Source organism: Pseudomonas sp. 14P_8.1_Bac3 (assembly GCF_025466085.1).
Lineage (GTDB): Bacteria > Pseudomonadota > Gammaproteobacteria > Pseudomonadales > Pseudomonadaceae > Aquipseudomonas.
Genome location: NZ_JANLOD010000006.1, coordinates 166,400 through 180,356, shown reverse-complemented (window position 1 = coordinate 180,356; position 13,957 = coordinate 166,400). Strand labels below are relative to the sequence as shown.

The window sequence follows — 13,957 nt, the reverse complement described above, 5'->3', positions numbered from 1 at the left end:
ACCACCCCTGTTACTTGATCAACGGCTGGGTCAGCGGACGGGATGCTTTCGGCTCCTGTCCGGTGTTGCTCAAGTAGGAACAAAACTGATTGTTTTCGCCGTAGAGCCCGCCCAGCGGTTCGAGCTTGACCGCCTTCTCGTAGTCTTCGGGCTTGACCACCTGGATCGCCTGCATCATGCCGCCGTCCTCATGTTCGAGGATGTGGCAGTGATAGACGAATTTGCCGAGGATTATCGGGTCGCGAAACGGAATTCGAATGGTGATCGAACCCGTGGCGGGGATGAATACGTTGTCCCGATAGCCGCTGAATTCCACCGGTTTGCCGTTGATCTCGGTGACTTGAAAGTCCACCTGGTGGATATGGAACTGGTGCAGTTCCTGTGACGGGTTGAACAGGCGCCACTCTTCCACGTCGCCGAGTTTCACTGTGGTGTTGACCCGGTCCAGTTCAAAGCGGGTGCCATTGATCAGGAACGCATTGGGGTCGGTGTCGGAATCCTGGAAAGCGAACTGCCGCGTCTTGTTCACCGCGATCTTGCTGAAGTCTTCCGCAGGCGGATAGGCGCTGGTGATCTGCCGGGTCGCGACCCGCTCACCGCTGGAACGCAACACCGCGAGTTTGGCCGCCGGGTAACTGTCGCCAGCCGGACCCGTATCGCCGGAGCCGGTCTCGACGGTGTAGGTCCCGGCTGGTGGCCCCACCACCAGCACGCTGAAACGCGCCGAAGGTCCGATCAGCACCTGGTCAGCGTCGACCCGCCGGGTGACGGTGTTGCCATCCCGGGACAGCACTTGCATCGACTGGCCATCGATGCGAATCCGGAAGTACTGGTTGGCGGCAATGTTGATGAAATGCCAGAGCTGGGTTTCCCCGGGCTTGATATCGATGATTGGCACTTCCTGCCCGTTGACCGTGCGAATTGACGGCGCGCTGGTGATGATGTCGCTGGCGACTTTGCCGGTCAGGGTTTTTTGAAAGTTACGCAGGACCAGTACCTGTTCCTTTATGCCCTTGAGTTCGGGGAACGGATCGAGCATGCCGTCGACCAGGATCGGTCCGGCAATCCCGGCCGACACCTGGCGCTGGGAGCCACCATGGAAATGGCTGTGATACCAGTAAGCGCCGGGGCTGTGGTCTTTTGGCAGTTTGACGTTGTACTGCGCGACCGTATGGGGTTGAGTCATGCGGAAAATGTTGTCGCCTTCGTCCAGGGGCGACACCGTCATGCCGTGGAAATGCAGGTTGGTGATCTCGTCCATGCGGTTATCCAGGCTGATCGCCATGGTCCCGCCCGGTCGGGTTCGAATCAGCGGCGAATCGTAGTCGCCGTTGAACACCAGGGACACGTAGCGCTCGTTGCCGACGTTGACCTGCTGTTGGGCCGCTGTCAGCGTGGCGTGGGTGACACCGTTGGCATCGTAGGTGAATTCCGGATTCTGGCGCAGGGGTTGCGATGCAGGCTCAATGGATTGCTGTGCTGCACAACCGGCCAACGCCAAGGCGACCACGCTGACGCAGAGTGCAAAAGGGCGGACGCTGAAAGCTCTAGGCATGATCGCGACCTTGGGTAGCTTGTCGATGAGCTGCATGCGCAGTCCGCCGGTGCGTTGCCGAAGGTGATCAGAAGACACCGCGCAATACGCAAAGCCACGACCTACGCGGCTTTGAGAGGTTTTTGCGCGCAACTTTCGCAGTGTAGGACAGGGCCAGGGACGCGCAAGTTTTTGGATCCGTTATGCAACGCCGATCCGATGAACAGCATTTTTTGATAATCGTTGCTTGTTACAACGTCAAAGGGCATTTCCTGAATCGATGCACCGAATATCTGATTGTCCAGTTGGTGAGTGGCGTCGCTGGCGGCTGAGCCTACGCTGGTTCTGACCGATAACGTCTTCGCTTTAATCAGCAAGAGGACTCAGTGATGATCAGGAAACGGATGCTTGTGGGCAGCGTTCTTAGCGCAGCGTTGATCTTCGGATGTGCCAGTCAGGCCGATCAGCCCTTCGTGGATATCGGTAATCGCCACGGCAACTTGCGAGACGCTCAAGAGCACATTGTCCAGGCGTGGCGATTGGTGGGGGAGGCGCAACGGGACAATAACTCACACTTGGGCGGCCATGCCGAGCGGGCCAAAGAATTGCTGAGCCAGGCCAACGACGAGCTGCGAGCGGCGGCGGACTTTGCGAATGAGCGGGAGCGGTAGTTGACCTGTCGGATTGCGTATTGAACGTCGCGGGCACGCAAGGCCAGGCAATCATCGACTGGAAGGGATTGTCGAGGGGCTGCTTTTGTCGGATGAGAGATCTGGGGCCGTGCCAAGTCAGGTCAAAAGACCGGCTTATATAAGTGAGGCTCAGGTTGCCGGGGCGAAAGCCCGGATTTATTCCGGGCTCTTTCGGGCGCCATCGCTGGCAAGCCAGCTCCTACAGAGTTTTGCGTGGTGCAACAGAACCGGGATAGACACAAAACCTGCGGGGGGCGGCTTGCCGGCGATGGATTCAGGCGCGCCGCATTGAATCACGTGCGCACCCCGTCTGGCCGGCAAACGGCGCGTCAGTTCAAGTCGTCGGCCGAATGCCTTTCCGGCACCTGACTCGCCTCATCGCCCCACGTGCGATTGACCCGCTTGCCACGGATGACCGCTGGCCGATTGGCAATTTCCTCCGCCCAGCGCTGCACGTGAGTGTATTCGTGCGCAGACAGAAACTCGGCGGCCGAGTACACGTCGTTCCTGACCAGTTGGCCGTACCAGGACCAGACCGCGATGTCGGCGATGGTATAGCTGTCGCCGGCCAGGTACGGGCTTTTGCCGAGTCGGCGATCGAGGACGTCCAGTTGCCGTTTGGCTTCCATGGTGAAGCGGTTGATCGGGTACTCGAACTTCTCCGGCGCATAAGCATAAAAATGCCCGAACCCGCCACCCAGGTAAGGCGCCGCTCCCATCTGCCAGAACAGCCAGTTCAGGGTTTCGGTGCGGCCTGCCGGATCGGTCGGCAAGAAGGCGCCGAATTTTTCCGCCAGGTAAAGCATGATCGAGCCGGACTCGAACACACGGATTGCCGGCTCCACGCTGCGGTCCAGCAGCGCCGGGATCTTCGAGTTCGGGTTGATTTCGACAAAACCGCTGGAGAACTGGTCGCCCTCACCGATGCGGATCAGCCAGGCGTCGTACTCGGCACCGCTGTGCCCGAGCGCCAAAAGCTCCTCCAGCAGGATCGTCACTTTCACCCCATTGGGCGTGGCCAGCGAGTAAAGCTGCAGCGGGTGCTCGCCGACTGGCAGCACCTTGTCATGCGTCGGCCCGGCTGTTGGGCGGTTGATGCTGGCGAACTGGCCGCCAGAAGGGGCGTCATTTTTCCAGACCTGTGGCGGAACGTAGGGTGCTTTGCTCATGGAACAAACCTCGTCGTTTGCTGGCTGCGGTCACGTGGAGCGCAATGGACAATTCTGGATTAATCATGACACAGGCCTTCACAGTAGATTGTTAATGGCGCTCGTGTAAGGCATGAACAACATGCGATGCAGGCGGCGTTGGCGTTTGGGGTCGATGCGGAGGGCGAACCTGACCGCACGTACATACAATTTGCGTCACGCAACGCGCGCTAAGCTGGAATTTATGGCTGGCTTAGTGTCTCCAGCGCTCCAGTTTTACAGGCGTTTGGCGGAATACCGGGGCTGCTCTACGATTTTCACCACCGCTGTAAGCATTAATCCACGCTCACTTGTTGAGCCATCGTCCTGAGTCTGACTCTCGTGCAATGACGAGAGAAGGAGGTTCTGTGTCCGATCAGTACAACGCTCCATCGAGTTCACGCAGGCAGGTACTCAAGGTCGGCGCCACGGCGCTGGCTGCCGGTTCGATTTCGGGGATAGTCATGGGCAGCAATGTTGCTCAGGCAGCCACTTCTACTACGGCTAAAGAGGGACAGAATAAGATGACCAGTTTCTTCACCACCAGCGACGGCACCGAAATCTTCTACAAGGACTGGGGCTCCGGTCAGCCCATCGTTTTCCACCACGGCTGGCCGCTCAGTTCTGATGACTGGGACGCGCAAATGCTGTTTTTCGTTTCCAAGGGTTATCGAGTGATTGCCCATGATCGTCGTGGTCATGGACGCTCGACGCAGACGGCCACCGGGAACGAGATGGACACCTACGCTGCGGACGTTGCAGCCTTGGTCGCTCACCTGAAGCTGAAGGGGGCGGTGCACATCGGCCATTCCACCGGCGGTGGTGAAGTGGCTCGCTACGTCGCTCGGCACGGCGCTGGCAATGTCGCGAAAGCGGTGTTGATCGGCGCGGTGCCACCGATCATGGTCAAGTCCGCCAGCAACCCTGGCGGTTTGCCGCTGGACGTATTCGATGGCTTCCGCTCAGCGCTCGCCGCCAATCGCGCGCAGTTCTACAAAGAAGTGCCTATCCCGTTCTACGGCTACAACCGTGAAGGCGCCAAAGTCTCTGAAGGCGTGAAGGACAACTGGTGGCGCCAGGGCATGATGGGCGGCGCAAAAGCTCACTACGACTGCATCAAGGCGTTCTCGGAAACCGACTTCACCGAAGACTTGAAAAAGATCGATGTGCCGGTGCTGATCCTGCACGGCGACGACGACCAGATTGTGCCGATTGCCGACTCTGCCGAGTTGTCCATCAAGTTGGTCAAGAACGGCACGCTGAAAGTCTACAAAGGCTATCCGCACGGCATGTGCACCACGCACCCTGAGGTCATCAACGAAGACCTGCTGGCGTTCATCAAAGGCTGATCGGTAGGCGCGAGCTTGCTCGCGATGGTTTCAAGAGCGCCGCGTCAAGCCGGAAAACGCGGGTTATTCTTCAGACTGTCGCAAGCAAGCTCGCTTCTGCACAAGAAACGTTCATTCAGCTGGAGCGGCCGCAGCGGTTGAAGATGAATCGTTCTGTTTAATGTCATCGAAATTGATCTGGCCGGCCTCACCGCCTAACGAGCTGTATTGCTCACGCAGTTTTCTCAATTCTCGCGTGCCCATTTTATCCAGGCACAACGTGGCGTTTTGCGCTTCCTGGGTCGCTCGAATCAGTTCGTCGATCTTCAGATGCAAGATGTCGTTGTCGCGGTTCTGAGTGTTCTGAATCAGGAAAACCATCAGGAAGGTAATGATGGTCGTCGACGTGTTGATGATCAGCTGCCAAGTGTCGTTGTAGTGAAACAGTGGCCCGGTGCAGGCCCATACAATGATCAGAACGACAGCCGTCAGAAAGGTCTTTGGACTACCCGCCCGATTGGAAAGGGATTGGCAGAATGTTGCGAATGTCATGATGGCAAGCTCTTGTGTGGTGACTGACAGAGCCGTTGGACCACAGCGATTCTTTGAAATTCTTTTTTACAAATTGGCTGAAGAAAGCACATAAATCGTTTTCCGGCGGCCAAGGCATCCTCTGCATACCGAACTTTTGTCGCGTCTGCCGGGTCGACTGGCTAGGTGTCTCAAGTGGACTCGCCATACGACTGCGCGTTATGCGTCAGTTGTCCCACGCCACGCACGACGGATCGTCGATAACAATAAAAAGGGTGAGCGCAATGAATTGTCTGATTTGCGTCGGTACCGCGGAGCGGATTCAGTGCCAGGGTCCGTGGGAAGAAAGAGATTGTCCGGACTGTGGACGCTACCGCGTTTCAGACCAGCTCATCCTGGCGTTGATGGACCAGGGCCAGATTTTCGATGTCAGCCGGACCAGAGGCTGGCTGGACAGCCGCCGCATGGAAGAAGCCATTCCGTCCATTGAGGCGCATGAAGCGCTGCTGGTGCGTTCATCCGGTGATTAGCCCAGGGCCGGGCGCGGTGTTCGAAACCGATCTTCCAGCACGCCTGGACCGCTTGCCGTGGAGCCGCTTCCACACCTTGCTCGTGTTTGCGCTGGGCATCACCTGGTTGCTCGACGGCCTGGAAGTGACCCTGGCCGGCTCGGTGTCCGGTGCGCTGAAGGTCAGTCCCGACCTGCGCATGAGCAACTTCGATATTGGTTTGGCCGGCGGCCTCTACATCGCCGGTGCCGTGCTCGGTGCCCTGGTGTTCGGCTGGCTGACCGATCGCCTGGGGCGGCGCAGGCTATTCTTCATCACGTTATGGCTGTACGTCGGCGCCACCGCGGCCACGGCGTTCTCGTTCAACCTGGAAAGCTTCCTGCTGTTCCGTTTCCTCACGGGCATGGGCATCGGCGGCGAATACACGGCGATCAATTCGACCATCCAGGAATTCACCCCGGCGCGCTTTCGCGGCTGGGTCGACCTGACCATCAACGGCACATTCTGGCTGGGCGCAGCGCTTGGCGCCGGCGGGGCGATTGTCCTGTTGGATCCGCACGTCGTCGGCGGTGACCTCGGCTGGCGCCTGTGCTTCGGCATCGGAGCGGCGCTGGGCCTGTTGATCCTGGTGATGCGCCTGTGGCTGCCGGAGAGTCCGCGCTGGCTGCTGATCCATGGTCGCCAGGAGGAGGCGCGCCGCATCGTCGAAGGCATCGAAGCGCGCCTGCGCGAGCAGGGCCATGAGCTGCCGGTGGTGACCAGCAAACCCCTGCGCCTGCACGCCCGGGACCATACGCCGCTGGCAGAGATCTTCCATACCCTGTTCGTCCGCTTCAGACGCAGGGCGCTGGTGGGGATGACCCTGCTGACCGCGCAGGCCTTCTTCTACAACGCGATCTTCTTCACTTATGCGCTGGTGCTCACCGATTTTTACCAGGTGCCTGCGGAGCATGTCGGTTGGTATGTCTTGCCGTTGGCGCTGGGCAATTTTTGCGGACCGCTGCTGCTGGGGCGCCTGTTTGACGTGATCGGCCGCCGCGTGATGATCAGTTTCACCTACGCGATGTCCGGAATATTGCTGGCGCTCAGTGGCTATGCCTTCGAGCAGGATTGGCTGGATGTCACCCAGCAAGCCGCGGCGTGGATGGTGATCTTCTTTTTCGCTTCGGCAGCCGCCAGTTCGGCCTACCTGACCGTGTCGGAAACCTTCCCGCTGGAAATCCGCGCCTTGGCCATCGCGGTGTTTTACGCCTTCGGCACCGGGCTGGGCGGCATTATCGGGCCGATGCTGTTTGGCGAGCTCATCCAGACCCAGCAGCGCAGCAGTCTGTTGATCGGTTACCTGATCGGTGCTGCGCTGATGGGTGTGGCGGCGGTGGTACAAGCGGTGTGGGGCGTGGCGGCGGAGCGCCGAGCGTTGGAGCAGGTGGCCAGGCCGCTGTCGCAGGTTGAGGACTGAGCGACACCGGCCCATGGCCGGTGCAATACAGAGCGGCGCGGCCGGATGCCACCCGTCCGGCACTCAGGCGCGTTTCGGCAGCTTCCAGTTCGGGCGTATGAAGTGGCAGGTGTAGCCGTTCGGTATCCGTTCCAGGTAATCCTGGTGCTCCGGTTCTGCTTCCCAGAACGGTCCCGCCGGTTCGATTTCAGTGACCACTCGACCTGGCCACAGGCGTGACGCGTCGACGTCGGCCGCGGTGTCCTCGGCGATGTCGCGTTGCTGTTCGCTGAGGTAATAGATCGCCGAACGATAGCTGGGGCCCAGGTCGTTGCCCTGGCGATTGGGTGTGCTGGGGTCGTGAATCTGGAAGAAGAACTCAAGAATCTGCCGATAGCTGATCACGGCAGGGTCGAAGACAATCTCGATCGCTTCGGCATGGTTGCCATGATTGCGGTAAGTGGCGTTCGGCACATCGCCGCCGGTGTAGCCGACTCGCGTATGCAGCACGCCGGGATAGCGCCGCAGCAGATCCTGCATGCCCCAGAAGCAGCCGCCAGCGAGCAGGGCAGTTTCGGTTTGACTGGTCATGGTGTGTCCTTCCCCGCGGGGACGTTGGGTATAGCCATGTAATGAGGGCGTGTTGCGCAATTCCAAGTGGGGCGGCGCAAACGCAACCTGAGTGGCCGCCCAGCCGCTTCATTCCTCGAACGGTATGGCGATATGATCGGCGGAGGCCTGTTGCCAGGCACACCGTTGGTTTTGCGCAGTCTCCCCAAACACTAAAAAGAGGGATTCATCATGTACAAGGATTATCCAGCGGCTTATCAGGTCAGCAAAGGTGCCGCCTTACAGGTCGACAAAGCGTTCTATGACCGGGTGCGCGAAAGCCGGGAAGGGCGCACGCTGATCGAGCAATTCGAAGTGCCGATTCGCACCGGTCGCGCCTGGAAGGTGTCGGCCGGTCAGGTGTTTCGTGTGACCACGCCCATTGGCCCGCAGGTCGGCGACTTCAACGTCTGGAACGCCAATGATCCGCGCGAACGCATGTGGGCGTCCCGTACCCGCCAATTGCAGGGCGCGCACGTCACCACGTATGACCGATTGTGGTCGAACCTGCCGTTCCTGCGGCCGATGGTCACCATCACCGACGACAGCCTGGCCGACTACGGGATCGACGAAAACGGCGGCCGGTTGCACGATCTGCTGGGCACCCGTTGCGATCCTTACGTGAACAAGATGCTCACCGGCGAGGATTTTCACCACCATTGCCACTCGAACCTCACCCGCGCCGTTTTACCCCATGGCCTGACCGAATTCGATGTGCACGATGTGCTGAACATCTTCCAGTGCACCGGCCTCAATCACGACGACATGTACTTCATGAAGGCCTGCCCGGCGAAACAGGGCGACTACCTGGAGTTCTTCGCGGAAATCGATTTGCTCTGCGCACTGTCCACTTGCCCGGGTGGCGACCTGTCACTGCCGATGTGGGGGCCTGACGCGGAGGATCCACTGAAGGTCTGCCGCCCGCTGGGTGTGGAAATCTACCGGCTCGACGAATCACTGCTACAAGGATGGAAACAACCCGAGCGCGCCGCCTACAACGGTAACCACGGCTTGCTGATTCCCAAGGCCGCGTGGGAAAAGTGACGCCTCGGGAGGTGGGCACCCGGGAGGCTTGTGTGCCCGGGTGTTTCACACGTTGCACCGCGAAGCGGGATCGCGCAGGGCCTCAGCGCAGTTTCTCCAGCATCTGGTAGTACCACATGCCGGCCGCCAGCATCGGGTTGCCGAAGATGTCGCCCAGCGGCACCTTGATGTGCTTGCAGCTGGCGAAGGTGTCGAAGCGGCCAAGGCTGCCGGTGATCGCTTCGGCCATGATCTCGCCCATGATATGACTGGTGGCAATGCCGTGCCCCGAATAACCCTGGCAGTACCAGACGTTGTCCGACAGCTTGCCGAGCTGGGGGATGCGGTTGACCACGATGCCCATGGCGCAGCTCCACTGGTAGTCGATGTCCACGCCCTTGAGCTGTGGAAAGGTGCGTTCGATACAGGGGCGAAGTTCGCCGGCAATGTCGCGTGAGTCACGTCCGGAATAGTTGGCGCCGCCACCGAACAGCAAGCGGCCGTCGGCGGTCATGCGGTAGTAATCGAGGACAAACCGGCAGTCATACACGGCCAGATCCTGCGGGTTGAGTTGTCGGGCCAGGTCTCCCAGCGGCGCGGTGGTCACGATGCCGCCCATGGCCGGGAAAATCTTGCCTTTGAGCTGTTTGGGTTCCAGCCGGTGGTAGACGTCACCGGCCAGCATCACCTGCCTGGCATTGATTCGACCCTGTGCTGTCACGACCGCCGGGCGTTCCCCATGGACGATCTCCAGCACTTCGGAGTGCTCGAAGATCAACACGCCCAGGCTTTCTGCCGCGCGGGCCTCGCCGATGCACAGGTTGAGCGGGTGCAGGTGCAGGTTGCGGGTGTTCTTCAGCGCGCCCAGGTACTGGTCGCTGGCCAGGTGGGTGCGTACTTCGGCGCGGTCGAGCAAGGTGACGGCGTCGCCCAGTCCGCGGCGCTGGGCCTCATCATGGAAGCGGCGCAGTTCGTCCATGTGGGCGGGTTTCATGGCGGCGTGCAGATGGCCGTGCTTGAGATCGCAGTCGATGCCGTACCGGGCGACCCTGGTTTCGATAATCTCCTGGCCGCGCCAGCGCAGGCGCCATATGAAGTTGTCCACTTCCGTGCCCAGCGATGTGTGCATCTGCTTGCGCATTGCCTCGTCGCCGGACAGGCTGCTGGTGACCTGGCCGCCATTACGGCCACTGGCTCCCCAGCCGATTTTGTGAGTTTCGATCAGGGCAACCTTGAGGCCGCGCTCGGCCAGTTCAACCGCACTGGCAACGCCGGTGAAACCGCCACCGATGATGACGACGTCAACGCTCATTTCACCCTGCAAGGTCGGGTAGTCGGTCTCATGCTTGAGCGTTGCGCTGTAGTAGGACGGCGTTCGCTCGGCGGCGGGGATGACGGCTTTATTCAAGGCGGTCATGGATTCGCTCCTGTGTGCGGCGCCGCGGCTCGCGCGGCGGCGCTTGATCTGTGTGGACAGTCGGTGCAGTTCAAACCCGGATCGCGACGAGACACGTCGTTGGCATCGAGGATGAACCGCTTGAGGCTGGCCGCGTTCGACCAGCGAATTCAAATCAACGGGAGGGCGCCATCGGGCGGGCGCGCATGCCGGCAATGCCACAGCGCCCAAAAGGCCAGGATGACGGGGAGCAGGGGACTTTGACGCGGACAGGCTCGCACCTTCGAGCAGGAAGGGTGCAGCTGGCGAAGGATCAAGCGCAGGAGCGAGGTCATGGCCCCGGATGCTCCTATCGTTTGAAGGTTGGTTAAATCCGTATTTGCGAACCTTTAGTTATTGCCTGGTTAAACAACTGCAGTGGTGCGACAACAGCACCGGGATCACGCCGAACCCTGTAGGAGCCAGCTTGCTGGCGATAGCGGTAAGTTGTATTGCACGGGTGAGCGTGCGGGTTCCCGGCAGTTCCAATGCCGGCCAGTGTCGCTTCCTGGCCGGCTTTGGTTGTGCGCAGGCCTTAACGCACAACATTCACAGCGGTGAACGTGTACACGCTCTTGGATTTCTCCGAGGTCGACTCGAGTGTCAGGGCCACCCCCAGATCCTCGATAAAGGCACTGGAATTTTTGCTGGTGCCCTGATCGCACTCGAGTGCGATGGCATCGCCGGTCAGCGAGGCGAATATTTGCCGGGCCGGGAAGCGTTGACCCACGGTGCAGGTTGTCGACAGCTTCATCGGTTTGTCGGTTGGCCGGGCAGGCACTTCTTCCATGACCAGGCGTGCGCTCAACGTCTGGCCGGGGCTCCAGCTCGTCGGGGCCTTGACCTCCAGTTCGCGGGTGAGCAACACGCGTCCATCACCCACGCCGTTCATTTTCGATTTCAACTGAATAAGGCCTGCCTGGGTGAGGCGCTCGACGTGAAAGGCTTCGCTGTAGATCTCATTCTTCTTCAGCAAACCGCCGTCTGCGGTGTACTCAACCGTCACGGGGCGATCCTTGATCGCATTGCCGGTCCGGGTGGCGTAGGTGTAGGTCAACGTTTTGAATTTCGGCGTGAGCAACGGTGAGTCGAGGCGCTTGAGCACGTCGTCCGGGACGGCGACACCGGCGATGCTCGTATCCGGTGGTGGTTGAGGATAATCGGTCGGCGCGATGTCCGGGCGCAGTTGGCCAAGCATCGCACCGTCAACGGCACCCTGCAGGGAACAATTGACCCGCGACTGCGTGCCCTGTTTGCCTTCCGCCTCGACGATCAAGACGCGCTCTACACGTTTGTTACCCGGCGGCGAGCCTGGTTGTGGCGGGATGACTCGCCATTGGTCACGGACCTTGAGCTCGCTGCGTACATAGGACGAGCCCAGATTTTGCAGTTGCCCGGGTTGCTCCATCAGCGGTGCGAGACGCTTGGCCACTTCGTCGATGCCGCCTTCAACAATGAAGCCCCAGTAATAGTAATGACCCATCTGGCCGAGGTCGCTGCTCTCGTCGACGTAGGACAACAGCTTCAGGCCGGCAACGACCGGTGCGCCGCGCAGAGGCACTGAGTTTTCCGGGCTGCTGCCGCGGTTTTTGACGGTGATCCACGCCGCATCCTTTTCCTGCTTGAGCGGCGCCACGGCGCTCCAGGCATCGCGGTGACCGTTCAAACTGGCGAAGAAACCGGCGTCGCAGCGGGTGAAGGCCTTGAGTGTTTCGGTCAGCGCGGCATCGCTGGCTTGCGCGGTAGTGGGCAGGAGCAGGGTGGACACGAGCAGCAGAGCAGGGGACGGCAATTTCATCGAGCGGGATGTCCTTATCAATGGGGTGAGCGGGATAGAGGCATATGGCTGTTGTCCTGTTGAAGACCGCGCTATTCCGCGGCCTTCAGCGTATTGGCCTGAACCATGAGTATGGAGGTCTCCGAGGTCTCCACGAACAGGTCATAGGCCTCCAGGTACAGGTACACATTTTTTGTCTTCAGCGCGTTGTCTATGGCGCAAGTGACACTGCGTGCCATCCCTTGCAGCGAGGCGACTTTCTGTGTGGCAGGGAAGGATTCACCCACGGAACATTCAAAATCTTGCACGAACGGTTTACCGGTGCTGTCGGTAAAACGTTTGCTGTAGGCGATCTCGCTGCCGGGTTTGAGCGTTTGCCAGTCGCCATCCAGATCGATGCCGGTGAGCGTGCTTTGCTTGTTGGAGCTGGCGAGTTGAGTGCTGCTCGTCGCGGCGAGCTCGATCAATCCGCGCCAACGAATGGTGACGCGCTCACTGCCCAAAGCGCCCGTCGCCTGCTGGCGCCATAGACCGCGGGCCGGGCCCGTTTGCAGATACAGGTCCATCGGGCCGTCTTTGATCACCGCGCCTGGCACGATGGGGGAGGAGGCGGTGTACGTGAACTGCAAATGGCTGAGCGTGTGGGCCGGTTGCCCCTGAGGCAGGGCGCTTATCGCTGTCAGCAGCGGTGCCGCCACCTCGGGTGTCTGCATGTTCGGCGGCAGTTTTTTGCGGACGGCGGGCGCGGCAAGTTGTGCCAGGTTGGCGGGTTCGGCGCACACCGCACCCAGCAACCGGGCCGTTTGTTCTTTGGCCAAGGCAGTGTCAAGCGGCTGAAGCGGAGGTGGCAGCAGCGTCTGGCCGTTTAAACGGTAAACCAGGCGAGTGCTGACCTGGCGGGTCGCGCAGTCGACGTCGACACGCTCCAGCTGTTTGTCGTAGGGCTTCGCTTCGTTTTCATCCAGGCGGATGCGACCGTAGTCGATGCCCGTCCATATCGAGCGTCGAGCATTCGCTGTGCCCAGGGTGCCCGGATCCAGTAGCAAGACGTCTTCGCCGTCACCGGGAAGCTGTTTCCAGCTGCTGTCCCGAACTGCCTGACACAGCTGCTGGGCGGTGTTCCGCGCGGGGTCGGCTGGCAAGGTATAAGCGTTGGTCCAGTCCTTGGCGTGTCGATACTCCATGGCCAATTTCGCCGAATCGCAGCCAGCGAAAAGACGAGCCTGGGTGGCCGGCTCGGTGCCGTCTGCCGGTACATCCACCGTCAATACGGCCGATTGGCCGAGTTTGATCGTGCTATCCAATGGCAATGGCCGGGCCTGGATACGGGTCGTCATCGCCTGGTTTTGTGCCTGGCGCTCGGCGGCGACGCGCTTGTAGTAATCGGCCATTCCGTTGCCCTGAAGGGCACAACCGGACAGGGTCACAGCGACGGCGACAGCCGCCAGGCGAAATAGTGAGTTCACAGCAAACAGCTCCTTGCCGCACCCGCCATTCATCGTGAAAGCGGACGCGTATGTTCGTTTGGGTTGTCGACGTTTTTCGTTATTGCGGCGTGACCGAGACGGTGCTCCGTTGTATCCGGAGACTGGGACAGGTCGAGGAAATTGTGTTTCCGGGGGCAAAAGGGGAGTGCATGGACGGTCCTTCGTCGATATCCGGGTTTCAAGTCCATTTGAATCGGCCTAGCCACCGAAACCTTTAGGCCCGGACCGCGCGCGAGGGGATATCACGATCAGGCCGAGAGCCAGGTAAGTCGGCAGCGACAGAAAACGCGATCGAACATGTCTTTATTTTCATGTTCAGCAGTCGCGCCGATGCGGCGTCTACACTCAGGCCTTATCGGACACAGCGACCACGACTGGCAAAAATTGCCGCGATGGTTATCGGGTCC

General features: G+C 60.3%; 12 protein-coding genes. 5 read left to right on the top strand and 7 right to left on the bottom strand.

The window, feature by feature from the left end; all coding sequences use genetic code 11:
• Positions 1–10: 10 nt before the first annotated feature.
• Positions 11–1,591: a multicopper oxidase family protein gene (locus tag NTD84_RS02035; protein ID WP_262163153.1), complete on the bottom strand. Its 1,581-nt coding sequence runs from the start codon at positions 1,589–1,591 to the stop codon at positions 11–13.
• A 353-nt stretch (positions 1,592–1,944) separates the two neighbouring features.
• Between NTD84_RS02035 and NTD84_RS02030 the strand changes: the two genes are divergently transcribed.
• Positions 1,945–2,205 carry a hypothetical protein gene (locus NTD84_RS02030; RefSeq protein ID WP_262163152.1) on the top strand — a complete coding sequence of 87 codons (261 nt, stop codon included), beginning with the start codon at positions 1,945–1,947 and terminating at the stop codon, positions 2,203–2,205.
• A 350-nt stretch (positions 2,206–2,555) separates the two neighbouring features.
• On the opposite strand, the gene yghU is transcribed toward NTD84_RS02030, so the two are convergent.
• Positions 2,556–3,395: a glutathione-dependent disulfide-bond oxidoreductase gene (yghU, locus tag NTD84_RS02025; RefSeq protein WP_262163150.1), complete on the bottom strand. Its 840-nt coding sequence runs from the start codon at positions 3,393–3,395 to the stop codon at positions 2,556–2,558.
• Positions 3,396–3,937: 542 nt separating this feature from the next.
• Between yghU and NTD84_RS02020 the strand changes: the two genes are divergently transcribed.
• Positions 3,938–4,762, top strand: a complete 825-nt coding sequence (locus NTD84_RS02020; RefSeq protein ID WP_262163148.1) for an alpha/beta fold hydrolase — start codon at positions 3,938–3,940, stop codon at positions 4,760–4,762.
• A 111-nt stretch (positions 4,763–4,873) separates the two neighbouring features.
• On the opposite strand, the gene NTD84_RS02015 is transcribed toward NTD84_RS02020, so the two are convergent.
• Positions 4,874–5,293, bottom strand: a complete 420-nt coding sequence (locus NTD84_RS02015) for a low affinity iron permease family protein (RefSeq protein WP_262163145.1) — start codon at positions 5,291–5,293, stop codon at positions 4,874–4,876.
• Positions 5,294–5,556: 263 nt separating this feature from the next.
• On the opposite strand from NTD84_RS02015, the gene NTD84_RS02010 reads away from it, so the two are divergent.
• Both NTD84_RS02010 and NTD84_RS02005 read left to right on the top strand, forming a co-directional pair.
• The gene (locus NTD84_RS02010; protein WP_262163142.1) at positions 5,557–5,802 is read left to right on the top strand and encodes a hypothetical protein; all 246 of its coding nucleotides are present in this window, start codon (positions 5,557–5,559) and stop codon (positions 5,800–5,802) included.
• Complete coding sequence (locus tag NTD84_RS02005) at positions 5,768–7,240, top strand: MFS transporter (protein ID WP_262163140.1); 1,473 nt, start codon at positions 5,768–5,770, stop codon at positions 7,238–7,240. The genes NTD84_RS02010 and NTD84_RS02005 overlap by 35 nt, the downstream gene beginning before the upstream one ends.
• Before the next feature lie 63 nt (positions 7,241–7,303).
• On the opposite strand, the gene msrA is transcribed toward NTD84_RS02005, so the two are convergent.
• Positions 7,304–7,810, bottom strand: coding sequence for a peptide-methionine (S)-S-oxide reductase MsrA (msrA, locus tag NTD84_RS02000; protein WP_262163138.1), 507 nt, complete (start codon positions 7,808–7,810; stop codon positions 7,304–7,306).
• Positions 7,811–8,020: 210 nt separating this feature from the next.
• On the opposite strand from msrA, the gene NTD84_RS01995 reads away from it, so the two are divergent.
• Positions 8,021–8,872, top strand: coding sequence for an urea carboxylase-associated family protein (locus tag NTD84_RS01995; RefSeq protein WP_262163135.1), 852 nt, complete (start codon positions 8,021–8,023; stop codon positions 8,870–8,872).
• 82 nt (positions 8,873–8,954) lie between these two features.
• Here NTD84_RS01995 and NTD84_RS01990 read toward each other — a convergent pair whose 3' ends face one another.
• From NTD84_RS01990 to NTD84_RS01980, 3 genes are all read right to left on the bottom strand, one after another.
• Positions 8,955–10,268, bottom strand: coding sequence for an NAD(P)/FAD-dependent oxidoreductase (locus NTD84_RS01990; RefSeq protein ID WP_410017322.1), 1,314 nt, complete (start codon positions 10,266–10,268; stop codon positions 8,955–8,957).
• A gap of 553 nt (positions 10,269–10,821) precedes the next feature.
• Entirely contained in the window at positions 10,822–12,084 is a 1,263-nt protein-coding gene (locus NTD84_RS01985; RefSeq protein WP_262163133.1) for a hypothetical protein, read from the bottom strand.
• Positions 12,085–12,155: 71 nt separating this feature from the next.
• Positions 12,156–13,454 carry a hypothetical protein gene (locus NTD84_RS01980; protein WP_262163132.1) on the bottom strand — a complete coding sequence of 433 codons (1,299 nt, stop codon included), beginning with the start codon at positions 13,452–13,454 and terminating at the stop codon, positions 12,156–12,158.
• Positions 13,455–13,957: the final 503 nt, after the last annotated feature.

Excerpts from the sequence above, each read along its gene's own strand:
- NTD84_RS02035 (WP_262163153.1), bottom strand. The coding sequence starts at position 1,591 with ATGCAGCTCATCGACAAGCTACCCAAGGTCGCGATCATGCCTAGAGCT.
- yghU (WP_262163150.1), bottom strand. The coding sequence starts at position 3,395 with ATGAGCAAAGCACCCTACGTTCCGCCACAGGTCTGGAAAAATGACGCC.
- NTD84_RS02020 (WP_262163148.1), top strand. The coding sequence starts at position 3,938 with ATGACCAGTTTCTTCACCACCAGCGACGGCACCGAAATCTTCTACAAG.
- NTD84_RS02015 (WP_262163145.1), bottom strand. The coding sequence starts at position 5,293 with ATGACATTCGCAACATTCTGCCAATCCCTTTCCAATCGGGCGGGTAGT.
- NTD84_RS02010 (WP_262163142.1), top strand. The coding sequence starts at position 5,557 with ATGAATTGTCTGATTTGCGTCGGTACCGCGGAGCGGATTCAGTGCCAG.
- NTD84_RS02005 (WP_262163140.1), top strand. The coding sequence starts at position 5,768 with ATGAAGCGCTGCTGGTGCGTTCATCCGGTGATTAGCCCAGGGCCGGGC.
- msrA (WP_262163138.1), bottom strand. The coding sequence starts at position 7,810 with ATGACCAGTCAAACCGAAACTGCCCTGCTCGCTGGCGGCTGCTTCTGG.
- NTD84_RS01995 (WP_262163135.1), top strand. The coding sequence starts at position 8,021 with ATGTACAAGGATTATCCAGCGGCTTATCAGGTCAGCAAAGGTGCCGCC.
- NTD84_RS01990 (WP_410017322.1), bottom strand. The coding sequence starts at position 10,268 with ATGACCGCCTTGAATAAAGCCGTCATCCCCGCCGCCGAGCGAACGCCG.
- NTD84_RS01985 (WP_262163133.1), bottom strand. The coding sequence starts at position 12,084 with ATGAAATTGCCGTCCCCTGCTCTGCTGCTCGTGTCCACCCTGCTCCTG.
- NTD84_RS01980 (WP_262163132.1), bottom strand. The coding sequence starts at position 13,454 with ATGGCCGATTACTACAAGCGCGTCGCCGCCGAGCGCCAGGCACAAAAC.